Genomic DNA, 20,711 nt, shown 5'->3' with positions numbered 1-20,711 from the left:
GCGTGTGCTGGAACGGGTGGTTGACCGAGGGGGTGCGATCGATGATGCTGGTGGAACGAACGCAGAACAATTCGCCCGGCATGAACGGATCGTTCTGCCAGTGGAACGAAAAACAGAACGAGAGACATGGAAGACCTCAACGATCTGGCGCTCTTCGCCCACGTGGTGACGCAGCAGGGCTTCAGCGCCGCGAGCCGCCACCTGGGCATTCCCAAGTCGCGCCTGAGCCGCCGCATCTCGCAGCTCGAGGAGCGGCTGGGCGTGCGCCTGTTGCAGCGCAGTTCGCGCCGCCTGCTGCTCACCGGCGTGGGCCGCGAGTTCTACGAGCGCTGCCAGGCGACGGTGGCGGCGGGCGACGAGGCCTTCGACGTGCTGCGCCAGGCCACCTCGCAGCCGCAGGGCCTGCTGCGCGTGAGCTGCCCGTTCACGCTCGCGCAGTTCTGGCTCACGCCGCTGATTCCGGCCTTCATGCGTGCCTGCCCCGGCGTGCGGCTGCAGCTGGAAGTGAGCAACCGGCGCGTCGATCCGATGCAGGAGAACATCGACGTGGTGCTGCGCGTGCGGCGCCCGCCCTTCGAGGACTCCAGCCTCATCGCCCGGCCGCTGGGCTCCACCGTCGACGTGCTGCTGGCCAGCCCCGCGCTGCTGGCGCAGCTTGGCGCGCCGCAGGGGCTTGCCGACCTGGCCGCATGGCCCGTGCTGTCGCTGCCCGCGGAGAACGACCGCTACCGCTGGACGCTGGAGCGCGGCGCGCAGGTGCAGGAGTTCGGCTTCACGCCGCACTTCGTCACCGACGACATGTTCGCGCTCAGGCACCTCGCCGAGCAGGGCATGGGCCTGGTGCTGCTGCCCGAAATCATGTGCCGCGATGCGATTGCCGAAGGCCGCCTGGTGCGCGTGTGCGGCGAATGGGCCTGCGCGACCAGCGAGATCCAGGCCGCGTTCGCTTCCCGGCGCGGCATGCTGCCGGCGGTGCGCGCCTTCATCGACTACCTGCTGCAAAACCCGCCGGGCGAGGCTGTCGCGCGGACAGGCTTATCCTGACCGACCCTTCTTTCGTTCCAACTCCCGCAAAGCAAACCGAGGCACTGCAATGACCCGTTCCGTCGCCGAAAAACGCGCCGACTTCCGCGCCCTTCACGAACAAGGCTGCTTCGTCATTCCGAACCCCTGGGACACGGGCAGCGCGCGCTTCCTCGAAGGCCTAGGCTTCAAGGCGCTGGCCACCACCAGCTCGGGCTTCGCGTGGTCGCAGGGTCAGGCCGATGGGGCGATGTCGCGCGAACTTATCCTGGCGCACCTGCGCGAACTGGTGGAGGCCACCGACCTGCCGGTGAACGCCGACTTCGAGAACGGCTTTGCCGCCGATGCGCAGGGCGTGGCCGAGAGCGTGCGCCTTGCAATCGAGACAGGCGTGGCGGGTCTGTCCATCGAAGACTCGACGGGCAATGCCGCCGATCCGCTCTTTGCCATCGACGTGGCGGTCGAACGCATGCGCGCCGCGCGCAAGGCCATCGATGCATCTGGCGCCGACGTGCTGCTGGTGGGCCGTGCCGAGAACTTCTTTGCCGGGCGTCCCGACCTCGACGACGCCATCGCGCGGCTCAAGGCTTACTCGAACGCGGGCGCCGATTGCCTCTACGCGCCCGGCATCAAGACTCGTGAGCAAATCGCCGCCGTGGTCGCTGCCGCAGGAGGCAAGCCGGTCAACCTGTTGGTGGGAGCGGCCAGCGAGCTCACGATGCAGGACATCGCCGGGCTCGGCGTGCGCCGCGTGAGCGTGGGCGGCGGCATGGCGCGCGCGGCTTGGGGCGGCTTCATCCGCGCCGCGCGCACGCTGGCCGACCGGGGGCGCTTCGATGGCTTTGCAGATGCCGCACCGGGCGCCGAGCTCAACGCCTTCTTCCGCCCGTTCGCCGGCTGAGGCACCGTGGATGCACTGCTCGCCGAGATCCGCGCCTGTCGCGCATGCGAGGTGCATCTGCCGCTGGGCCCGCGGCCGGTGGTGCAGGCCAGTGCGAGCGCCCGGCTGCTGATCATCGGCCAGGCGCCCAGCATGACCGTGCACCGCACGGGCGTGCCGTGGGACGACAAGAGCGGCGAGCAGCTGCGCCGATGGCTCGGCATTGGTCGCGACGTGTTCTACGACGCGACGCGCATTGCGATCGTGCCGATGGGCTACTGCTACCCGGGGCGTGGTGCCAGCGGCGACCTGCCGCCGCGCAAGGAATGCGCCGAGCTGTGGCACGAACGGCTGCTCGCGCAGATGCGGCAGGTCGAACTGACGCTGCTCATCGGCCAGTACGCACAGCGCCACTTTCTCGGCAAGACCGCGCGTGGCAGCGTCACCGAGACCGTGGAGGCCTTTGCCGACTACGCGCCGCGTTTTGTTCCGCTGCCGCATCCGTCGCCGCGCAACACAGGCTGGTTCAAGCACCACCCGTGGTTCGAGAGCGATGTGCTGCCGGTGCTGCGCGAGCGGGTGCGGGAAGCGCTGTTTTCGCCCACGCCATCGCCGCCTGCAACTAGGGCGCCGATTTAGTGCGCCGCGCCGCGGGCCGGCGCGGCGGCTTCGCCTCCAGCACCAGCTCGGCCGGCAGCGCGTCGTTCCACGACTCGGTGAAGTACGCGCGGTCGCTCGGCACCAACTGGGGCAACGCTTCGCGCAACAGGCCCAGCGACTGTTCCGCCGCCTTCAGGTCGCCCGCATGCGCCGCATACCAGGCGTGTTCGAACAGCAGGCTGCAGTGCTGCAGCCCTGGGTAGCGGCGGCGCCCCGCCTGGTGGTCGGCGAGCCGCGCCTGCGCCACGTCGACCCAGCGCGCTGGCCAGTTCGTCGCGTCGAAGGCATCGGCGAGCGGACCGGCCAGCTTCGAGATGGCGGCTGGGTCCAGCGGCTTCTGCGCACGGAACTGCGCGAGCGTGGGCTGCTTCTCTGGCCGGCAGTTGCCGCGCGCGATGCGCATCAGGTAGATCGCGTTCCACGCCGAGCGGCCCTGGCCGTCGGTGTGGCCGCAGAGCCATTCGCTGAAGGCGATCCACTGCACCGCGCGGCGCGTGGTGTCGGCCTTGCCATCGTGCGCGAGCGCGGGCAGATCGGACAAGCCCACGCGATCGAACAGCCATGCGGCCATGCCCATGTTGGCGGCCACGTGCTGCGCCGCGTCGAAGGAGTGCGATTCGAAGGCTGCGGCCAGCGCCTCGCCGAAGCGGCGCAATGATTCTTCGGCCAGCGCGGCGGCGGCCGGCTTGTTTTCAGCCGACAGCGCCAGCGCGCGCGAGCGGCACACCAGCGCCCACAGGTTGCACCACTCGAAGCGCACGTCGGGGTGGTGCCGCAGCACCAGCCCGCGCGCTGCGTCCTCGGCCATGCCGCCCAGCAGCGACTGCGCCAGCGGCAGGTCGCGCGCGGTGTAGGCACACCATGCGGAGACGATGCATTCCATCGCACCGAGGTAGTCGTTGCCTGCCACGTGATGCGCGAGCCGCTGCTTCTTCAGCGCCTGCAGCCGCCTGCGCGCCTGCTCGTTGTCGCCGAGCCGGCGCCACAGCATGGCCTCGTTGAGCGTGACCAGCGCGCGCTGAAAGTCGGTGGCTGCCAGCGTGCCGGCGAGGCGGATCGATTCGAGCGCGCTTCCGTTGCCGTTACCGCCTGCCACCGGCGCCATCAGCCGGCCCTGCCGCGCGGCCTGCTGCGAGGCGACAAGCTGCTTCCAGAAGGCCGCGTCCTGCAAATGCACAGCATCGGGTGGCGGCGAGCCGGCGGCCTGCGGCTTGCGCGAACGCAGGCCGAGGAACGACGCCACTTCGGCGGCCGTGGCCGCGCGGCCTTGCACCAGCACGCGCACGCGCTTCGCCTCGGCGGCGGGCAGCCAGAACGGGCCCTGGCTGCGCCGCTCGGCATTCAGGAAGCGGGGCTCGCGCTGCGTGTCTTCGCCCCAGCCGACCTCGATGTTCCAGGCCTTGAAGTCGCGGAACGCGCGGCTCACGACCATGCGCAAGGTGCTGGCGTCGGACACTTCGCCGCGCAGGTCGGCCAGCCGCACGACACCGGCGCCGGTGTCGTGCGCATGCTGCATGCGCACCAGCAGCCAGAGCGATTGAAAGGCCGCGCGCCGGCCGTTGACCGACTGCGGCGAGGTGAGTTCTATGGAAAGGAGAGCAGGCTTGGGCACGCCCGAATTGAACCTCAAATCGGGCGCAGAACCTGATCAGTGCCGATGGCGGTCCAGCAGCTCGGGCACTTCGCTGCGCCCGATGCCCAGGTCGCGCAGATCGTGGTCGCTCATGCTGGCCAGTTGCCGCGAGTCGGCGCGTGCGCGGCGGCTGTTCACCACGCGGCGGCGCCAGCCGCGCAGGGCATGGATCAGGCGTTGATGAAAAGACGATGGCTTGGGCGCGGTCACGATGGGCTCCTTGGTTGGGAGCGCTCATCTTCCGGCGACGCATGCTATTGTGGAAGTTGAGATTCCTGACACTTCTCATCACCTTTACTGATACTGAGGCGACCCGATGCGACAGCTCAACCTCGATCAACTGCGCACCCTCATCGCCATCGTCGACCTCGGCACCTTCTCGGCGGCAGCCAGGGCGCTGCACCTGGCGCAGCCCACGGTGAGCCTGCACATCAGCGAGCTCGAATCGCGCCTCGACGCACCGCTGGTGGTGCGCGGCAACCGGCGCATCACGCCCACGGCCGCCGGAGCGGCGCTGGTCGAGCGCGGACGCAAGCTGCTGCGCGATACCGACGATGCCGTCGAGGCGGTCAAGCGCCAGGCCGAAGGGCGCGTGGGCCGCGTGCGCCTGGGCACCTCCACCGGCGTGCTGGTCGACCTGCTGCCGCAGGTGCTCGAAGCGCTGGGGGAGGAGCATTCGGGCATCGACGTCGAAGTGAGCATCCGCGGCTCCTACGAGGCCATGGAGCGGCTGGCGGCGGGCACGCTCGACATCGGCCTGGTCGCCATTCCGCAGCCGCCGCTGCGCGGCATCGTCGTCACGCCGTGGTGCGAGCAGCCCATGATGGCCTTCGTGCCGCAGCGCTGGAAGGCGCCCAAGCGCGTCACGCCGGCCTGGCTGGCGACGCAGCCGCTGATCTTCAATGAGGCGACCACGCACATGTACCAGCTCACGATGGAGTGGTTCGCCGATGCCGGCTTTGCGCCGCGCGCGCGCATCGAGCTCAACTACGACGCGGCCATGCGCAGCCTGGTGGCGGCCGGCTATGGCGCCGCGCTGCTGCCGCTGCAGCAGTCCACCGACACGGGGCGCAACGACCGCATGCAGATCCTGCCGGTGAGCCCGAAGCTCACGCGCCGCGTGGGCATTGCGCATCGCCAGCACGCGATGCTCGACGGCGCGACGCTGAGCGTGCTGAAGGTGCTGACGGCGTTCAGCCAGGCCTGAGCATCCCGAGCCGGGCACTCATGCGCGCCAGGCGCCGGGGGAGCGTGCGCACGTCGTCGGCAATGCCGTGGTTGCGCCAGCCGAAGATGCGGCGCACATAGGCATCGGCCGCGCCGTCCACCGCGATGCAGGTGGTGTGCACACCGGCTTCGCGCGCTTCGGCCACGGCCTGGCGGGCGTCTTCGATCAGGTACCGGGGGTCGTGCACGTCGATGTCGGAAGGTGCACCGTCGGTCACGAGAAGGATCGCGCGCTGGCCCGCGGGCTCGCCGCGCAAATGCGAGGTCGCATGGCGCAACGCGGCGCCCATCCGCGTTGAGTAGCGCCCCTGCACCGCATCGATGGTGGCGCGCGATGCGGCGTCGAGCGGCTGGCCGAAGTCGAGCAGGCGGTAGTAATAGACCTCGGTGCGCGTGTTCGACGAGAAGCCATGGATCGCGAGGCGGTCGATGCCTTGCGTGTTCGATGCGGCGAGCAGCAGGGCGGCCCGCTTTTCGATGTCGAGCAGCGAGACGGTGTGCGGGCCCGCATCGTTCGCCGACGCCGAGAGGTCGAGCAGCACGAGCAGGCTCGATGGGCGCGGGCCCTTGCCGGGGCGCATGAACAGGCGCGGGTCGGGTTGCAGGCGCAGGCGGCGGTCGGTCAGCACTTCGATGGCGGCGTTCAGGTCGATGTCGTCGCCTTCCCATTGGCGGCGCAGCCGGTGCGTGCGGTCGAGATGGCGTGCGCGCGGCAGGGCAAGCGGAGGAATGCGTTTGCTGTCGGCCGTGGCTTGCTCGCGCAGTGTGAAGAGGCCTTGCCATGCGGGCAGCTTCTCGATCACCGTGCACCAGTCGGGGCGCAGGCGTTCCAGCTTGCGGTCCCATTCGGGGTAGGTGTAGCGGCCCAGTTCCATCGCCTCGTCCGTGGCGTTGGATGTACCCATGGTCGGTGGCGGCCGCGCGCCCGATTGCTGGAGCGCGATGGCCTCATCCGGCGGCGTATCGGCCTCGCCGAAATCCCAGAGGTAGCTGTTGTCGTCGCGGTAGGGCGCGGGCACGGTGTAGTCCCGGGGCTCGAAGCGCACGCGCATCTGGCCGAGGTCGTTGGCGAGGATGGAGGCGACGGCGCGGAAGGCGTCGTAGCTTTCCAGGCCGGCATGCGCGATGGTTTCGTCGAAAAGGCGGCGCGCCTTGTTGACCCAGTGGTTGTCGTCCTGCCACGCGGGCACCATCAGCACGCGGTCCATGCGGGCGATGAGCGCCGCGAAGCTCAGGTCCAGCGGGTCGGGCACGGGTGCCAGCGATTCAACGAACCAACCGTGCAAGCCGGGGAAGTCGCGGCACAGCAGGCGTTCGACGCGCGCGTCCTCGATGGCCGAGACCACCGCGATGCCCATGGGCTTGAGCGCACGCGCCGGACGGGCGGGCGTGGAGTGGCGCAGGTGCGCGACCGCATGCGCGACCATGGCGCGGCGCAGGCGTTCTTCGCCCGCGCCTTCGGGCAGCAGCAGGCGCTTGCCGGTGAGCACGGCACGCGTTCCGGCCAGCGCCTGCACTTCGACATCGATGCCGGCGAGGCCACGGGCCAGCAGCGACAACGCAGCGTTCATCCGAACTGTGCTTCGACAAAGCCCTGAAGCGCGCTCGCCATGTCGGGGTCGTCTGTCAACGCGCGCGTCATCGTCATCTCGCAGCTCTCGCGCGGCGTCACGCCGTCGCGGATCAGCACGCCCGCATAGATCAACATGCGCGTCGACACGCCTTCGTCGAGCCCCCGGTGCTTCAGCTCGCGCGAGCAGCGCGCGATGGCCACCAGCTTCGCTGCGAGGTCGAGCTCGATGGCGGCCTCGTGCGCCACGATCTCCGCTTCGAGCGTGCTGTCTGGGTAGTCGAATTCCAGCGCCGCGAAGCGCTGGCGCGTCGAAGGCTTCATGTCCTTCGCGCTGCTCTGGTAGCCGGGGTTGTACGACACCACCAGCTGGAAGTCGGGGTGCGCGTGCACCAACTCGCCCTTCTTGTCGAGCGGAAGGATGCGCCGCGCGTCCGTCAGCGGGTGGATCACCACGGTCGTGTCCTGCCGCGCTTCCACCACCTCGTCGAGATAGCAGATGCCGCCGTGCCGCACGGCGAGTGTCAGCGGCCCGTCGTGCCAGGCCGTGCCGTTGGCGTCGAGCAGGTAGCGCCCGACGAGGTCGGAGGCCGTCATGTCTTCGTTGCAGGCCAGCGTGACCAGCGGCCGGCCCAGCGCCCAGGCCATGTGCTCCACGAAGCGCGTCTTGCCGCAGCCGGTCGGGCCTTTCAGGATCAGCGGCATGCGGTGGCGGTACGCCTGCCGGTACAGCGCCACCTCGTTGCCCGCGGGCCGGTAGAAGGGCTCGGTCTCGATGCGGTAGGCGGCCAGCGGATCGGGAACCGCCGCGTTCATCGGTGCTGGGCCGGCTCGTTCGGAATGCCCTCGATGGGGCACTCCGGCGTGCCCACCGTGCTGCGCGTGAACGACTCCACCATCTCGCGCGTGCCCTCGGGGTCGTTGATCCACCTCGTGTAGAAGTTGTACGGGCAGGCCGCCACGCCCTTGTCGCCGTCGCCGGAGTTGATGGTGCCGGTGTAGCCGCGGTGCACCAGCTTGAAAAGGTGGTTCTGCGACTGGCCGTTCTTGCGCGCGTCGCGGATCAGGCCCATCGAGAGTTCGGCGTAGTTGATGCCCATCTCTTCCTCGCCGCATTCGCCGAGCGTGCGGCCGTCGAAGCCGATCAGCGCCGAATGGCCGAAGTACGAGTACACGCCGTCGAAGCCCGCCGCGTTGGCCACCGCCACGTAGGTGTTGTTCATGAAGGCCATGGCCTTCGACACCATGATCTGCTGTTCCTTGGCCGGGTACATGTAGCCCTGGCAGCGCACGATGAGCTCGGCGCCGCGCATCGCGCAGTCGCGCCAGATCTCGGGGTAGTTGCCGTCGTCGCAGATGATCAGGCTGATCTTCATGCCCTTGGGGCCATCGCTGACGTAGGTGCAGTCGCCCGGATACCAGCCCTCGACGGGCACCCACGGCATGATCTTGCGGTACTTCTGGACGATCTCGCCCTGGTTGTTCATGAGGATCAGCGTGTTGTAGGGCGCCTTGTTCGGATGCTCCTCGTGGCGCTCGCCGGTCAGCGAGAACACGCCCCACACGTTGGCGCGGCGGCAGGCGTCGGCAAAGATCGCGGTTTCCTCGCCCGGCACGGTGGCGGCTGTGTCGTACATCTCCTTGGCGTCGTACATGATCCCGTGCGTCGAATACTCCGGGAAGATCACCAGGTCCATGCCCGGCAGGCCTTTCTTCATGCCGACCAGCATCTCGCCGATCTTGCGGGCGTTGTCCAGCACCTCGGCCTTGGTGTGCAGGCGGGGCATCTTGTAGTTGACGACCGCGACGCCTACGCAATCGTTGCTGCTCGAAATATCACCATGTCTCATGACGCTGCTCCTGAAGGATGATTGAGAAAGAAAACAAACAAAAAAGGCCCGAACCGGGGTTCAACCGGTTCGGGCCTGTCTGTCTGCGGTGCAACGGGTTCGTGTCGTCGAAGCCGATTGTTCTCAACTCAGCGCGGGCTGCACATACGTCATTTCGCTGATTGCGGTGGGTGCTCCGTTCAGCGGGGGCGTGCGTAGCCGGATTCGATCCAGGCGGTGGCGCTGGAGGCGGTGAGCCTGAAGGCGGGCGACACGTTGACGCTGGCGAGCTCGGAGTCGTCGGCGTCGTCATAGGCGGTGAGCGTGGCCGAGGGGTTGTCCTCGTCGGGCACGATGCTCAGGGCCACGCGAATGCGCTGGTCGTTGCGCGCGGTGACGGTCACGCTCTTGTTGAGCGTGGCGTGCAGCTGCTGCTCGTGGCGGCGGATGACTTCGGCGGCGGTCTTCACCAGCGTGGAAAAGGCGGGGCCGTCGAGCGGCTTCGGGTTCTTCTTGTCGCGGCCCATGGTCCAGGGGCCGACCAATGCCGGCTCGGGGTCACCGTGGCGGGTCATCTCGACGGCCCAGCCGTCGTCTTCCTCGTTCTTGATGATGCGGGCGGTCCAGCGGTCGTCGCGCCAGAGGCGGTCTTCCTGCAGGGGGAGGGTGTCGGAGTCTGTCGGGTCGGTCATTCGGGTGTCGTTGGTCTGGCGAGGGACATTTTCGCCTCTGCCGCAGGGCCGCCGATGTAGAGCGAGAGGCCTTCGACCAGCGCGTCGAAGGCGGCGCGGCAGCGCGGGCTGTTGCGCAGGTCTTCGTGCATCGTGACCCAGGTGTCGAGCTTTAGCGAGAAGGTGCGCGGCATCAGCCGCACCAGCGCAGCGTTGCGCTTGGCCAGCGCCACCTGGCAGATGCCGATGCCCGCGCCGGCGCGGATCAGCGCCAGCTGCGCGAGGTCGCTGTCGGTGCGCAGCGAAAAGGTGTCGCGCGTGAAGCCCTTGAGCGACTTGCCCGCGTTGCGCACGAAGGCCGTGGGCTGGTCGTAGCCGATCAACGCATGCGCGGCCAACTCATCCAGCTTGCGCGGTGTGCCGTGGCGGGCGAGGTAGTTTTCGTGCGCATGGAAACCCAGCTCGATGTTGCCGATGCGGCGCGCCACCAGCTGCTCTTGCCTGGGCCGCACCATGCGCACGGCGATGTCGGCCTCGCGCTGAAGCAGGTCCTGCACGCGGTTGGTCGACACCAGCTCGACCTTCAGCGCCGGATGCGCCTCGCGCAGCCGCGCCACGATGGGCGGCAGCACTTCGACGCTGACCACGTCGCTGGCAGACACCCGCACCACGCCGCGCACGCCTTCGCCCTGGCTGCTGGCGGCCCGCTCCAGCGAGGCGGCGGTGCTTTCCATGGCCTCGGCGTGCGCGCGCAGCGACAGCGCCACCTCGGTGGGCAGCAGCCCCGTCTGCGAGCGTGTGAAGAGCACCACGCCCAGCGCCTCTTCGAGCGCCGCCACGTGGCGCCCGGCAGTGGGCTGGGTGATGCCGAGCGCGCGAGCCGCGCCCGAGAGGGAGCCCTCGCGCAGCACGCCGAGGAAGGAGCGGTACAGCTCCCAGCCGATGTTCGAAGTCATACATAAATGTATGGCTGATAGCTCATGTTCGGCAATTCCAATTGAACCCCGCCGAACCCAGAATTCCTCCATCGACAACTGTTCTGGAGCATTTCATGGCACGCAACGACACGGTTCTGGTTCTTGGCGCAACGGGTGGCATCGGCGGCGAGGTGGCCCACCAGCTGCGCGACGCGGGCTGGGAGGTGCGCGCACTGAAGCGCGGCGCAGTCGAAGGGCGCAGGGACGGCATAACCTGGCTGGCCGGCGACGCGATGGACGCGCAGGCCGTGCTGCGGGCCGCGAAGGGCTGCTCGGTCATCGTGCATGCGGTCAACCCGCCGGGCTACCGCCGCTGGTCGGAGCTGGTGCTGCCGATGCTCGACAACACCATTGCCGCCGCGAAGGCCGAAGGCGCGACCATCGTGCTGCCCGGCACGGTCTACAACTTCGGCCCCGATGCCTTCCCGCTGCTGGCCGAAGACTCGCCGCAGCATCCGGCCACGCGCAAGGGCGCGATCCGCGTCGAGATGGAAAGGCGCCTCGAAGACGCCAGCCGCCAGGGTGCCCGCGTGCTGATCGTGCGCGCCGGCGATTTCTTCGGACCGAAGGCCGGCAACAACTGGTTCTCGCAGGGCCTGGTGAAGGCGGGCCAGCCCGTCAAGGGCGTGAGCTATCCCGGCCGCGCCGGCATCGGCCACCAGTGGTCGTACCTGCCGGACGTGGCCCGCACCATGGTCGAGCTGCTGGCGCGGCGCGACCGGCTCGAAGCCTTTGCCCGCTTCCACATGGCCGGCCATTGGGACGCCGACGGCACGCGCATGAGCGACGCCATCCGCAAGGTGGTGTCCCGTCGCACCGGCGCCAAGGTGAGTGTGTCGGCCTTCCCGTGGTGGCTGCTGACGCTGGCCTCGCCCTTCGTCACCACCTTCCGCGAAATGCGCGAGATGCACTACCTGTGGCAAACGCCCGTGGGCATGGACAACACGAAGCTGGTGGCTTTTCTCGGCCGCGAGCCGCACACGCCGCTCGATGAGGCAGTGGAGGCCGCGCTGGAAGGCATGGGCAGCCTGGCCACGGCGCCGGTGGCCGTGGCAGCCTGATCGATCAGAAGACCGACAGCCCCGTGCGCGCCACGAACAGCTCCAGCGCCTTCATGCCCAGCAGCGAATTGCCGGTGGCATCGAGCGCGGGCGACCACACGCACAGCGTGAGCCGGTCGGGCACCACCGCCACGATGCCGCCGCCCACGCCGCTCTTGCAGGGCAGGCCGATGGAAAAGGCCACGTCGCCCGCCGCGTCGTAGGTGCCGCAGGTGAGCATCAGCGCGTTGATGCGGCGCGTCTGCCGCTCGCCCGTGATCTCGGGCTCGCCGTCGATCGGATGCGCCCCGTCGCGGCACAGGAAAGCGGCGGCGCGTGCCAGTTGCCGGCAGCTCATGCGCAGCGAGCACTGGTGGAAGTAGGTGTCGAGCACAGTCGCGACGTCGTTGTCGATCTTGCCGAAGCTCTTCATGAAGTTGGCCAGCGCGACGTTGCGAAAACCCGTGTCGGCCTCCGACTGCGCCACTTCGTCGTCGAAGCCGATGGGCTCGCCGCACAGGCTGCCCATGAGCGCAAGGATGTCGGCCTTGGCGCTGCCGCCGGTGGCCTTCGCCTGGCTCACCAGCCGGTCGGCCACCGCGATGGCGCCGGCATTGATGAACGGGTTGCGCGGCTTGCCCTGTTCGTTCTCCAGCTGCACCAGCGAGTTGAACGGATTGCCCGATGGCTCGCGCCCGATGCGCTCCCACAGCGCGTCGCCCATGCGCTGCATGGCGAGCGTGAGCGTGAAGAGCTTCGACACGCTTTGAATGGAGAAGGGCGTTTCGAAGTCGCCCGCGCCGGCTTCTTCGCCCTGGCAGGTACGCAGCGCGATGCCGAACTGCCGCGCGTCCACGCGGGCGAGCGCCGGGATGTAGCTCGCGACGGTGCCGCCCTGGCCGAGCTGCGGACGCAGCGTGGCGACGATCTCGTCGAGAACGGGCTGGAAGTTCGTTGTGGTCTTGCTCATGCCGAGCGTTGTACCGCAGGCCGCCGGTTCACCAGCACGATGCCAAGCGCCACGCCGGCCAGCGCCACGATCAGCTGCGCCGTGAGCGGCTCCTTCAGCAGCACCACGCCGAACACCAGCGCGAACAGCGGCGTGAGAAAGGTGAAGGACGACATCTGCGTGGCCGGGTAGTGCCGCAGCAGCCACATCCACGCGAGGTAGCTGGCGAAGGCGCCGACCACCGTCTGCAGGCCGATGGAGGTCCAGGCCCATGCGGAATACGAAAAGCCCCAGTGCTCGCCGAGCGCCAGCGACAGCACCGGGCACACCGCCGCCGTGACCGCCACTTGATAGAACAGCGTCTTCTCCGCGCTGGCCGTGGCCAGCCGCGTGGTGCGCAGCGTGAGCGTGGTCAGGCCCCAGAGCATGCCGGCCGCGAGAGCCATTCCGTCGCCGATGAGTTGAGACGAACTCATGTGGCCGAAGCCCTCGCTGAAGGCCAGCACCACGCCCGAGAACGCAATGAACAGCCCCAGCCACTGGAAGCCCCGCAGCCGCTCGGCCGGCACCCAGCGCGGCAGCAGCAGCGACACCCAGAAAGGCGCGGTGTAGAGAAACACCGTGAGCCGCGAGGCGCTGGTGTGCTGCAGCCCCAGGTAGATGCCGGCGAACTCGCCCGAGAACAGCAGGCCGGCCAGCAAACCGGGCCACAGCGTGCCGTCGCGCTCGAACAGCGACACGCCTCGCGATACACACCACAGCCACAGCAGCACCGTGGCGCCGACCATGCGGATCGAGGCCTGCCACATCGGCGGCACCTCGGCCACGGTGGTCTTGATGAGGATCTGCTGCAGGCCCCAGAAGGCGCAGCAGGCAATGAGCAGGCCGATGGCGAGGGAGTCGAGGTGGGTCTTGCGCTGGATCATTCGGGGCCGGTCAGTCGCGGCGGATTGCCGCTGAATTCATCCGATGATCGTATCGTGCCGGCGTGTTTATTGTGCGAACGCGGTCAGCGAAGGCAGCGGCGCGCGCTGCTCGAAGCGCTTTTCGATGGCCAGCAGCGCAGCCTCCAGGAACTGCAGGAACATGCCCATGGCCACCGCCGTGGTCTGACCCGCGCGCTGGTAGAGGCAGCTGAACGAGCGCGCCCCCGCGTCGGCCAGGCCGGTCCACACCAGCGTGCCGCGTTCCACGTCTTCGGCCACGTTCTCGGGAATGAGAAAGCCGATGCCCGTGCCGCCGGCCACCAGCCGCCGCACCATCGCGACCGAGCTGGTTTCCACCAGTGGGCGCACCTTTCGGTGCTCGCGGTGGTCGATCTGGTCGACCATGGCGCGCAGCTCGGTGTCGGGCGTCATGAGGATCAGCGGGTGGTCCAGGCAGTCGCGCAGCCGCGGCAGCTTGCCAAGCGCCGCCAGCGGATGGCCGGGCGGCGTGACCAGGCCCAGGTGCTGCGGAAACGCGCGGATTTCCTCCACGCCGGGCGGCGGCTTGCGGCGCAGGCAGAAGCCGATGTCCGATTCGCCATTCGCCACCCACTTCAGGATGTTCTCGCCGCTGCCCGAGCGCACGCTGTAGGTCACGCCCGGGTAGTTCTTCATGGCCGCCTCGATGACCTCGGGCACTAGCTGCTCGGCCGACGAATGCGACACCGCCAGGTTGATGTGCCCGCGCCGCAGCGAGCGCAGGTCTTCCACCTGCGCCATCGCGTTGTCGAAGTCGCGCTGCCCGCGCCGCACGGCGGCCACCATGATCTCGCCCGCCGTGGTCAGCTGCATGCCGCGCGGCAGCCGGTCGAACAGCGGCGTGCCGACCTGTTCCTCGAGGTTGAGCACCTGCTGGTGCACGGCTGCAGCCGTGAGATGCAGCGCCTCGGCGGCCTTGCGCACCGAGCCGCGGCGGGCCACTTCGTCGAAACAGCGGAAGGTCTGGGAGATGGCGCGCATGGTGGCGGGGAGTGTATGGATTTTCTATACGCACCGTACGAAACAAACAGATTTTCCTGACGGGTGATGCGGCCTACATTCGCGCCATTCTTCAATCTCCCGAGGTTCGTTCCGTGACCACCACCACCGTCGACCAGATCACCCAGCGCCGCCGCGGCACCGGCCTGATCGCCCACGACCCGGCGCTGAGCGCCGGCGGCTACACCCTGATCGCGCCGCAGACCGATGACGGCAACGTCTACCTGATCGACATCGAGGGCCGCGTCGCGCACCAGTGGAAGATGCCGGTGCGCCCAGGCCGCGCGGCGGTGATCCTGAAGAACGGCAACCTCGGCTACAACGGCAACCACGCGAACTCGCCCGAGATCTACGGCGCCTGGTCGCTGTGGCACGGCGGCGATTTCTACGAGGCCACGCCAGAGGGCGAGATCGTCTGGCGCTTCGAAGACCCGACCCACCACCACGACGCCCGCTGGCTCGACAACGGCCACCTGCTGTACGCCGGCTGCGCGCCGGTGCCGGCCGGCTTCGCCGAACGCGTGCAGGGTGGCACCGCCCACGGCCCCGACGAAGCGATGTACGGCGACGTGATCCGCGAGGTCGACCGTGACGGCAAGCTGGTGTGGGAATGGAAGGCCTGGGAGCACCTGGCGCCGGAAGACTTCCCCATCCACCCCGGCTTCGGCCGCACCCACTGGCCGCTGGTGAATGGCCTCGACGTAACGCGCGAGGGGCTGGTGCTGATGAGCCTGCGCACAACCTCCGGCATCGTTGGCGTCGACAAGGCCACGGGCGGCGTGAAGCTGCATATTCCACCATCGGTGCTGTCGCACCAGCACGCGCCCGTCGCGCTGGCCAACGGCCACATTCTTGCTTTCGACAACGGCAACTTCCGCACCGGCAAGCATGTGGCGTTCTCGCGCGTTCTCGAAATCGACCCGGCCTCCAACGAGGTCGTGTGGCAGTACGCGGACGAGCTGGTCAACGCGTTCTACACCGCCTACATGGGCAGCGCGCAGCGCCTGCCCAACGGCAACACGCACGTCACCGAGTCGGCCACGGGGCGCCTGTTCGAGGTCACGCCTGCCGGCGAGGTGGTGTGGGAGTACGTGATTCCCTGGTTCGCCGAATACCCGGACGAGGCCGCGCGCAAGTACGTGCCCGGCCGGCAGAACAGCGTGTTCCAGACCTTCCGCTACACCACGGCGCAACTTCCATGGCTCAAGGTTTCCGCATCATGATTTCTTCCGCCCTTCGCATTGCATTCCCACTGGCGCTGGCGGCGGTGCTGCCGCTTTCCGCGCAGGCGGCAGACGCACCCAAGCCCGTGCGCATCCTCAGCAACTGGTTCGCCCAACCCGACCAGGCTGGCTACTGGCAGGCGCAGCAGGACAAGCTCGGCAAAGAGGCCGGCATCGAGATCAGCGTGCTGCAGGGCGGCCCGAAGATCCAGACCATTCCGCAGGTGGCCTCGGGCCAGGCCGAGTTCGGCATCGGCAATGCCGACGACGTGCTGCTGGCCCGCCTGCGCGGCGCGCCGGTGCGCGCGGTGTTCGCGCACCTCGACTACGTGCCCTACACGCTGGTCTACCACGCCGACCCGGCCGTGAAGTCCATCGCCGACCTGCAGGGCCGCACCTTCGCGGTGAACATCGGCAACGCCTACTGGGAGTGGACGAAGAAGCAATACAAGCTCACTGGCACGCGCGAGATCCCGGTGAGCGGCGACCTGAGCCTGTTCCGCAACGACCCGAAGATGGTGCAGCAGGGCTACTCGCTCTTCCTGCCCGCGCGCATGGCCGCGGCCGGCGTGCAGGTGCAGCAGGTCACGCTGGCTTCGCTGGGCTACCGGCCCTACGACGTGCTCTTCACCACCGACGACATGATCCGCAAGAACCCCGCGCTGGTGAAGGCCACCATCGCGGCGGTGCAGAAGGGCTGGGCCAACTACGTGCGCAACCCCTCGGGGCTGAAGCCGCTGATCACCGGCATGAACAAGCAGATGACGCCCGAGATCTACGACGCGGCCAACAAGGAAATGATCGAGACGCTGATCTCGCACGACCTCGGCCGCATCGGCTGCATGACCGACGCGCGCTGGAGCGAACTGGCGGGCCAGCTGCGCAGCGTCAACTTCCTGCCGGCGAACTTCGACGCGAAGCAGGGCTACGACCGCACGCTGGTGCCGGGCTGCAACCCATGAACGGCGCGGCCGTCGGGCTGGAGGGCGTGTCGAAGCGCTTCGACTCCGGGTTGCAGGCGCTGGGCACGGTCGACCTCGCGCTGCGCCCCGGCGAATTCGTCTCCATCGTCGGGCCTTCGGGCTGCGGCAAGTCGACGCTGCTGCGCATCATGGCGGGGCTCATCGCGCCGAGCACGGGCCGTTGCACGCGGCCCGACGGCATCGAGACCGCCTTCGTGTTCCAGGAAGCAGCGCTGCTGCCCTGGCGCACCGTGGAGCGCAACGCGCAACTGCTGATGGAGCTCGAAGGCCATGCGCCAGCGAGCTACCGGGCGCGTGCCGCCGAGGCGCTGAAGCTGGTGGGGCTCGCGGGCTTCGAGAAGTCGTACCCGCACCAGCTCTCGGGCGGCATGCGCATGCGGTTGTCGCTGGCGCGCGCGCTGGCGTTGCGGCCGGGGCTGCTGCTGCTCGACGAGCCGCTGGCGGCGGTCGACGAACTCACGCGCGACGTGCTGCAGGAAGAGCTTTCGTCGTTGTGGCGCCAGGCTGGCTTTACCGGCGTGCTGGTGACGCACAACGTGCATGAGGCGGTGTACCTGTCGAACCGGGTGGTGGTGATGTCGCCGCGGCCGGGGCGCATCCTGGACGTGATCGACGTGCCTTTCGAATTTCCGCGCGCGCCCGAGTTGCGTGCCAGCGCGGGCTTTGCGGCGCTCACCGGCCAGGTGACGGCGGTGCTGCGCGCGCAGCATTACGCGCAAGCCGTGGCGTGAAAGAGATGACGATGACCCGATCTGTTTCTTCTCCTGCCGCCGCCTTCGTGCGCAACGCCGCCCCCGTGCTGGTGGTCGCGCTGCTCGCCATCGGCCTGTGGTGGCTGCTGAGTGCCACTGTCTATCAGGGCAAGGGCTATCTGCTGCCGTCGCCGCAGGAAGTGGCAGCAGCCACGGCCGAGAACGCTGGCGTGCTCGCGGGCGCGACGCTGTCCACGCTGAAAGAGGCTCTGCTGGGCTACGCGCTGGCCATTTTCCTTGGCATCGCGGGTGCGGCAGTGCTGGCGCAGTCGCGGCTGCTGGAGCGCAGCCTATACCCGTATGCGGTGCTGCTGCAGACCGTGCCGGTGGTGGCGATCGCGCCGCTCATCGTGCTCTGGTTCGGCTACAACGAGCTGTCGGTGGTGATCGTCAGCTTCATCATGTCGCTGTTCCCCATCATCAACAACACGATGCTGGGCCTGCGCTCGACCTCGCGCAATCTTGCGGAGCTGTTCGCGCTGCACCGCGCGAGCGGGCTGGTGTCGTTCTGGAAGCTGCGGCTGCCGGGCGCGCTGCCGCACATCTTCGCGGGGCTGCGCATCTCGGCCGGGTTGTCGGTGATCGGCGCCATCGTGGGCGAATTCATCATCGGCTCGGGCAATGCCGAAGGCGGGCTCGGCGTGCAGATCGTGTTTGCGCAGGGGCGCATGTACACGGCACTGCTGTTCGCCGAGGTGATCGCGGCGACGCTGCTGGGCTTTCTGTTTTTCCTGGTGGTGAGCGCGATCGGACGGCTGCTGCTGCGGCACTGGCATGAATCGGCGTTGTAGCGCCGAGACCGTGCTCTGTTTCGTGGTCAACGGGTAGGGCGGTCGCAGGCCTCCGTTAGCATTCGATCGTTCGTTCCGGGTACCGCTTCCCCTTGCTCGGCTCTGCATCCGGTATAGATGCAGGGCCCGAGGGGTATTCAGTGGGCCTGCAAACCTTCTCCTGGTTGCTGCTTGCGGCCAGTGTTGCCGCAGAAGTCGCCGGGACGATCGCGCTCCGGCATGCGGACGGATTTACGCGCCTTGTCCCGTCTCTGGTAGTCGGGACTTCCTATGCGACTGCCATCTGGCTGATGTCGATCTCGGTCAGGCACCTGGAAACAGGGCTCGCATATGCGGTGTGGGCGGGTAGCGGCACTGCATTGACCGCAGTGCTCGGCGCCATCTGGTTTGGCGAGTCGATGACGCTCCTTCGGGTGGCTGGTATTGCCATGATCGTGGCCGGCGTTGTCGTGCTCAACCTCGACGCGCGCTAGTGATGATGCGCGCTCGTGCACAGGGCCCGTGAACCTGGGAGAGCGGTTATCGGTCAGGCACCGGGTACGGCGGTTTGCCCCGTGTGCCGATCATCAGGTCGGGCACCACGGTCTCCACATCGGGCAATGCACGCGCCGCGCGTTCCAGCTTCTTCGCCAGCGCCGCGTTCGGCACGCAGCCCTGCAGGTACACCCAGCGGCGCTGGATCATGACCCACACGCTGCCTTTGTTCACCCCCGGCACGGCGAGCAGCGCGGCGCGCACCTTGGGCGCGAGCGGCTTGTCGTAGCGGTAGGCGTTGCTGTCGGTGCATTTGCCGGCCAGCCAGCAACTGGTGCCGCGCTCAAGCCGCGAATGGGTCTGCACGCGGCGCTCTTCGGCCGTGTAGAACGGCCCCTCGGGCATGGCGCAGGCCGGCAGGCCCGCGGACACCTGGAAGAACGGGTCGTCGAACCAGTTCTGCTTGAGCGGCCCGTTCGCTTCCTGCGCCATGCCGGTCTGTGCGGCAAGCAACAAGACAGACGACAGGAGCGCAGGGCGGTTCATTACAAGGGATGCTCGGTGTAGAAGCGCCCGCCGTGGAACAGCAGCGGCGAGGCGCCCGCGTCGTGCGTGCAGCGCTCCACTTCGCCCACGAAGATCACGTGGTCGCCTTCGTCATAGCGGCTGCGGTTGAAGCACTCGAAGCTGGCCGCCGCGCCCACCAGCACCGGCGCGCCGCCGAGGCCCTCGGTGAAGGCCACGTCGGCCCAGCGGTCGATGTTCTTGGCGGCGAAGCGTTCGGCCAGCGCCTTCTGGTTGGCCGCCAGGATGTTCACCGTGTAGTGCGAGCCGGTGCTCAGTGCGGGCATCGAGCCGGCCGCGCGCGCCAGGCTCCACAGCACCAGCGGCGGCGCCAGCGACACCGAGTTGAACGAGTTGGCCGTGAGGCCGACCAGCGTGCCGTCGGCCGCGCGCGCAGTGACCACGGTGACGCCGGTGGCGAACATGCCGAGCGATTCACGAAACTCGTCGGTCGAAAAAGAGGGCGGCTGGGCCCGGCGGGGAGTGGTCACGAAGAGGCTGGGCGGTGGTCGGCAGGAGGGCCATTTTGGCTCAGCGCCCGGCGGGCTGCCTGACCGGGCCCATCAACTCTGTCACCAGGCGGGTATAGACGGTGGCGGCGGCCGAGGGCGTGCGGCCCGCAAGCGTCACCAGGCTGTAGTGCGTCTGCATGCGGGCAAAGCCGACCACCGGCAGGGGCACGAGGGCGTTGGTGTCGGTGTTCAGGGCCGGTGCGTGGGGCGCGAGGATGACCGCGTTGGCGGTCAGGGCCAGGTGACGCAGGGTGCCGGCGTCGTCGCAGGTGACGTTGAAAACGCCGCGGTCGTCGCGCTGGATCTGGCTGTCGAAATACGCGGCCACCTCGGCGGGAAGGTTGGGGCCGGCCACGGGATAGCGCATGGCTTTTTCCAGCGTCACCTGCTTCAGCCGGCGCAGCGGGTGCTTCGGCTGCACGAAGAACGAGACGGGCAGGTCGGGCAGCCGCGCAAGCTTGAGACCGGGCTGCTTCTTCAGGTCGCGGGTGTCGGCGATGAACAGGTCGAGCTGCCGCCGATGCAGGCGCTCGCTGAGCGTGGCGGTGTCGGCCACTTCCATGCGCATCAGGAGTTGTGGATGGCGCTGCGTCATCAGCGACAAGGCCATGCGCCCCAGCGTGCTCGCGGCGAAGGGGCCGAGCCCCACTGCGAGGCTGCCGATGGCCAAGCCTTCGAGCTGCAGCACGTCGCGCTGGATCTGCTGCGCATCGGCGAGCAGCTCGCGGGCACGCGCGAGCACGAGCTCGCCGGCCTGCGTGAAGCGCACGGTGCCGTAGGCCCGGTCGATCAGGCGCGCCTGCAGGTTGTCTTCCAGGGTGTCGATGCTGCGCGAGAGCGCGGGCTGCGACAGATGCACGGCCTGCGCTGCGCGGCCGAAGCTGCCCTGCTCGGCAAGGGCAACAAGATGCTGGAGCTGGCGCAACTGCATTTTGCGTTTTACTTAAAAAGAAAGCGCGTATTTTGCATTTGCCAATGCTTCTGCCGCT

The 20,711-nt window shown here is 68.4% G+C and carries 23 protein-coding genes; 10 read left to right on the top strand and 13 right to left on the bottom strand.

The features are described 5' to 3' along the window. The first annotated feature begins 126 nt into the window (after positions 1-126). The 3 genes from NWF24_RS31515 to NWF24_RS31505 are packed head-to-tail and all read left to right on the top strand — an operon-like array spanning position 127 to position 2,542. A complete protein-coding gene (locus NWF24_RS31515) occupies positions 127-1,044 on the top strand; it encodes a LysR substrate-binding domain-containing protein (protein ID WP_258351954.1) in 918 nt (305 codons plus the stop codon). Between the two features lie 49 nt (positions 1,045-1,093). Then, a complete protein-coding gene (locus tag NWF24_RS31510) occupies positions 1,094-1,924 on the top strand; it encodes an isocitrate lyase/PEP mutase family protein (RefSeq protein ID WP_258351953.1) in 831 nt (276 codons plus the stop codon). A gap of 6 nt (positions 1,925-1,930) precedes the next feature. Then, positions 1,931-2,542 (top strand): uracil-DNA glycosylase family protein, encoded by a 612-nt coding sequence (locus NWF24_RS31505; RefSeq protein ID WP_258351952.1) that lies wholly within the window; start codon positions 1,931-1,933, stop codon positions 2,540-2,542. Here the strand turns inward: NWF24_RS31505 and NWF24_RS31500 are convergent. Further along, positions 2,526-4,193 carry a hypothetical protein gene (locus tag NWF24_RS31500; protein WP_258351950.1) on the bottom strand — a complete coding sequence of 556 codons (1,668 nt, stop codon included), beginning with the start codon at positions 4,191-4,193 and terminating at the stop codon, positions 2,526-2,528. The two genes, NWF24_RS31505 and NWF24_RS31500, sit on opposite strands and share 17 nt — an antisense overlap. A gap of 18 nt (positions 4,194-4,211) precedes the next feature. Beyond that, positions 4,212-4,406: a DUF1127 domain-containing protein gene (locus NWF24_RS31495; protein WP_258351949.1), complete on the bottom strand. Its 195-nt coding sequence runs from the start codon at positions 4,404-4,406 to the stop codon at positions 4,212-4,214. 106 nt (positions 4,407-4,512) lie between these two features. Here NWF24_RS31495 and NWF24_RS31490 point away from each other — a divergent pair, with 106 nt between their 5' ends. Next, complete coding sequence (locus tag NWF24_RS31490) at positions 4,513-5,403, top strand: LysR family transcriptional regulator (RefSeq protein ID WP_258351948.1); 891 nt, start codon at positions 4,513-4,515, stop codon at positions 5,401-5,403. Here NWF24_RS31490 and NWF24_RS31485 read toward each other — a convergent pair. The 5 genes from NWF24_RS31485 to NWF24_RS31465 all read right to left on the bottom strand — a co-directional run bounded on the left by NWF24_RS31485 (position 5,390) and on the right by NWF24_RS31465 (position 10,449). Next, the gene (locus NWF24_RS31485) at positions 5,390-6,994 is read right to left on the bottom strand and encodes a nitric oxide reductase activation protein NorD (protein WP_258351947.1); all 1,605 of its coding nucleotides are present in this window, start codon (positions 6,992-6,994) and stop codon (positions 5,390-5,392) included. The genes NWF24_RS31490 and NWF24_RS31485 overlap by 14 nt on opposite strands. Beyond that, a complete protein-coding gene (locus NWF24_RS31480; protein ID WP_258351946.1) occupies positions 6,991-7,809 on the bottom strand; it encodes a CbbQ/NirQ/NorQ/GpvN family protein in 819 nt (272 codons plus the stop codon). The genes NWF24_RS31485 and NWF24_RS31480 overlap by 4 nt, the downstream gene beginning before the upstream one ends. Then, on the bottom strand, positions 7,806-8,843 hold the full coding sequence (locus tag NWF24_RS31475) for an aliphatic amidase (RefSeq protein ID WP_258351945.1): 1,038 nt from the start codon (positions 8,841-8,843) through the stop codon (positions 7,806-7,808). The genes NWF24_RS31480 and NWF24_RS31475 overlap by 4 nt, the downstream gene beginning before the upstream one ends. Positions 8,844-9,022: 179 nt before the next feature. Continuing rightward, positions 9,023-9,514 (bottom strand): hypothetical protein, encoded by a 492-nt coding sequence (locus tag NWF24_RS31470; RefSeq protein WP_093174833.1) that lies wholly within the window; start codon positions 9,512-9,514, stop codon positions 9,023-9,025. After that, positions 9,511-10,449, bottom strand: coding sequence for a LysR family transcriptional regulator (locus tag NWF24_RS31465; protein WP_258351944.1), 939 nt, complete (start codon positions 10,447-10,449; stop codon positions 9,511-9,513). Before NWF24_RS31465 ends, NWF24_RS31470 begins: the two co-directional genes overlap by 4 nt. A 95-nt stretch (positions 10,450-10,544) precedes the next feature. Here NWF24_RS31465 and NWF24_RS31460 point away from each other — a divergent pair, with 95 nt between their 5' ends. Beyond that, positions 10,545-11,531, top strand: a complete 987-nt coding sequence (locus NWF24_RS31460) for an SDR family oxidoreductase (protein ID WP_258351943.1) — start codon at positions 10,545-10,547, stop codon at positions 11,529-11,531. A 4-nt stretch (positions 11,532-11,535) separates the two neighbouring features. Here the strand turns inward: NWF24_RS31460 and NWF24_RS31455 are convergent, their stop codons facing one another. The 3 genes from NWF24_RS31455 to NWF24_RS31445 form a co-directional block, all read right to left on the bottom strand. Continuing rightward, positions 11,536-12,480: a glutaminase gene (locus tag NWF24_RS31455; protein WP_258351942.1), complete on the bottom strand. Its 945-nt coding sequence runs from the start codon at positions 12,478-12,480 to the stop codon at positions 11,536-11,538. Beyond that, positions 12,477-13,385, bottom strand: coding sequence for a DMT family transporter (locus NWF24_RS31450; RefSeq protein ID WP_258351941.1), 909 nt, complete (start codon positions 13,383-13,385; stop codon positions 12,477-12,479). Before NWF24_RS31450 ends, NWF24_RS31455 begins: the two co-directional genes overlap by 4 nt. Positions 13,386-13,451: 66 nt before the next feature. Further along, complete coding sequence (locus NWF24_RS31445; protein ID WP_093076604.1) at positions 13,452-14,405, bottom strand: LysR family transcriptional regulator; 954 nt, start codon at positions 14,403-14,405, stop codon at positions 13,452-13,454. A gap of 113 nt (positions 14,406-14,518) precedes the next feature. Here NWF24_RS31445 and NWF24_RS31440 point away from each other — a divergent pair, with 113 nt between their 5' ends. The 5 genes from NWF24_RS31440 (at position 14,519) to NWF24_RS31420 (ending at position 18,645) form a co-directional block, all read left to right on the top strand. After that, positions 14,519-15,646, top strand: coding sequence for an aryl-sulfate sulfotransferase (locus NWF24_RS31440; RefSeq protein WP_258351940.1), 1,128 nt, complete (start codon positions 14,519-14,521; stop codon positions 15,644-15,646). Further along, a complete protein-coding gene (locus tag NWF24_RS31435) occupies positions 15,643-16,608 on the top strand; it encodes an ABC transporter substrate-binding protein (protein WP_093076607.1) in 966 nt (321 codons plus the stop codon). Before NWF24_RS31440 ends, NWF24_RS31435 begins: the two co-directional genes overlap by 4 nt. Further along, positions 16,605-17,360 (top strand): ABC transporter ATP-binding protein, encoded by a 756-nt coding sequence (locus NWF24_RS31430; RefSeq protein ID WP_258351939.1) that lies wholly within the window; start codon positions 16,605-16,607, stop codon positions 17,358-17,360. Before NWF24_RS31435 ends, NWF24_RS31430 begins: the two co-directional genes overlap by 4 nt. 11 nt (positions 17,361-17,371) lie before the next feature. After that, entirely contained in the window at positions 17,372-18,172 is an 801-nt protein-coding gene (locus NWF24_RS31425; RefSeq protein ID WP_258351938.1) for an ABC transporter permease, read from the top strand. A gap of 140 nt (positions 18,173-18,312) precedes the next feature. Beyond that, positions 18,313-18,645 (top strand): DMT family transporter, encoded by a 333-nt coding sequence (locus NWF24_RS31420; RefSeq protein ID WP_258351937.1) that lies wholly within the window; start codon positions 18,313-18,315, stop codon positions 18,643-18,645. Positions 18,646-18,691: 46 nt separating this feature from the next. On the opposite strand, the gene NWF24_RS31415 is transcribed toward NWF24_RS31420, so the two are convergent. Genes NWF24_RS31415 through NWF24_RS31405 form a run of 3 tightly spaced genes read right to left on the bottom strand, consistent with a single transcriptional unit; the run spans position 18,692 to position 20,653 of the window. Beyond that, a complete protein-coding gene (locus tag NWF24_RS31415) occupies positions 18,692-19,192 on the bottom strand; it encodes a BON domain-containing protein (RefSeq protein WP_258351936.1) in 501 nt (166 codons plus the stop codon). Beyond that, on the bottom strand, positions 19,192-19,701 hold the full coding sequence (locus NWF24_RS31410) for a flavin reductase family protein (RefSeq protein ID WP_258351935.1): 510 nt from the start codon (positions 19,699-19,701) through the stop codon (positions 19,192-19,194). Before NWF24_RS31410 ends, NWF24_RS31415 begins: the two co-directional genes overlap by 1 nt. A 40-nt stretch (positions 19,702-19,741) precedes the next feature. Beyond that, positions 19,742-20,653 (bottom strand): LysR family transcriptional regulator, encoded by a 912-nt coding sequence (locus tag NWF24_RS31405; protein ID WP_258351934.1) that lies wholly within the window; start codon positions 20,651-20,653, stop codon positions 19,742-19,744. Positions 20,654-20,711 lie beyond the last annotated feature (58 nt).

The organism is Variovorax paradoxus (genome assembly GCF_024734665.1).
GTDB lineage: Bacteria > Pseudomonadota > Gammaproteobacteria > Burkholderiales > Burkholderiaceae_C > Variovorax.
This window is presented reverse-complemented; position numbering and strand designations above follow the sequence as displayed.

Excerpts from the sequence above, each read along its gene's own strand:
- NWF24_RS31515 (WP_258351954.1), top strand. The coding sequence starts at position 127 with ATGGAAGACCTCAACGATCTGGCGCTCTTCGCCCACGTGGTGACGCAG.
- NWF24_RS31510 (WP_258351953.1), top strand. The coding sequence starts at position 1,094 with ATGACCCGTTCCGTCGCCGAAAAACGCGCCGACTTCCGCGCCCTTCAC.
- NWF24_RS31490 (WP_258351948.1), top strand. The coding sequence starts at position 4,513 with ATGCGACAGCTCAACCTCGATCAACTGCGCACCCTCATCGCCATCGTC.
- NWF24_RS31485 (WP_258351947.1), bottom strand. The coding sequence starts at position 6,994 with ATGAACGCTGCGTTGTCGCTGCTGGCCCGTGGCCTCGCCGGCATCGAT.
- NWF24_RS31480 (WP_258351946.1), bottom strand. The coding sequence starts at position 7,809 with ATGAACGCGGCGGTTCCCGATCCGCTGGCCGCCTACCGCATCGAGACC.
- NWF24_RS31475 (WP_258351945.1), bottom strand. The coding sequence starts at position 8,843 with ATGAGACATGGTGATATTTCGAGCAGCAACGATTGCGTAGGCGTCGCG.
- NWF24_RS31470 (WP_093174833.1), bottom strand. The coding sequence starts at position 9,514 with ATGACCGACCCGACAGACTCCGACACCCTCCCCCTGCAGGAAGACCGC.
- NWF24_RS31465 (WP_258351944.1), bottom strand. The coding sequence starts at position 10,449 with ATGACTTCGAACATCGGCTGGGAGCTGTACCGCTCCTTCCTCGGCGTG.
- NWF24_RS31460 (WP_258351943.1), top strand. The coding sequence starts at position 10,545 with ATGGCACGCAACGACACGGTTCTGGTTCTTGGCGCAACGGGTGGCATC.
- NWF24_RS31455 (WP_258351942.1), bottom strand. The coding sequence starts at position 12,480 with ATGAGCAAGACCACAACGAACTTCCAGCCCGTTCTCGACGAGATCGTC.
- NWF24_RS31450 (WP_258351941.1), bottom strand. The coding sequence starts at position 13,385 with ATGATCCAGCGCAAGACCCACCTCGACTCCCTCGCCATCGGCCTGCTC.
- NWF24_RS31445 (WP_093076604.1), bottom strand. The coding sequence starts at position 14,405 with ATGCGCGCCATCTCCCAGACCTTCCGCTGTTTCGACGAAGTGGCCCGC.
- NWF24_RS31435 (WP_093076607.1), top strand. The coding sequence starts at position 15,643 with ATGATTTCTTCCGCCCTTCGCATTGCATTCCCACTGGCGCTGGCGGCG.
- NWF24_RS31430 (WP_258351939.1), top strand. The coding sequence starts at position 16,605 with ATGAACGGCGCGGCCGTCGGGCTGGAGGGCGTGTCGAAGCGCTTCGAC.
- NWF24_RS31425 (WP_258351938.1), top strand. The coding sequence starts at position 17,372 with ATGACCCGATCTGTTTCTTCTCCTGCCGCCGCCTTCGTGCGCAACGCC.
- NWF24_RS31415 (WP_258351936.1), bottom strand. The coding sequence starts at position 19,192 with ATGAACCGCCCTGCGCTCCTGTCGTCTGTCTTGTTGCTTGCCGCACAG.
- NWF24_RS31405 (WP_258351934.1), bottom strand. The coding sequence starts at position 20,653 with ATGCAGTTGCGCCAGCTCCAGCATCTTGTTGCCCTTGCCGAGCAGGGC.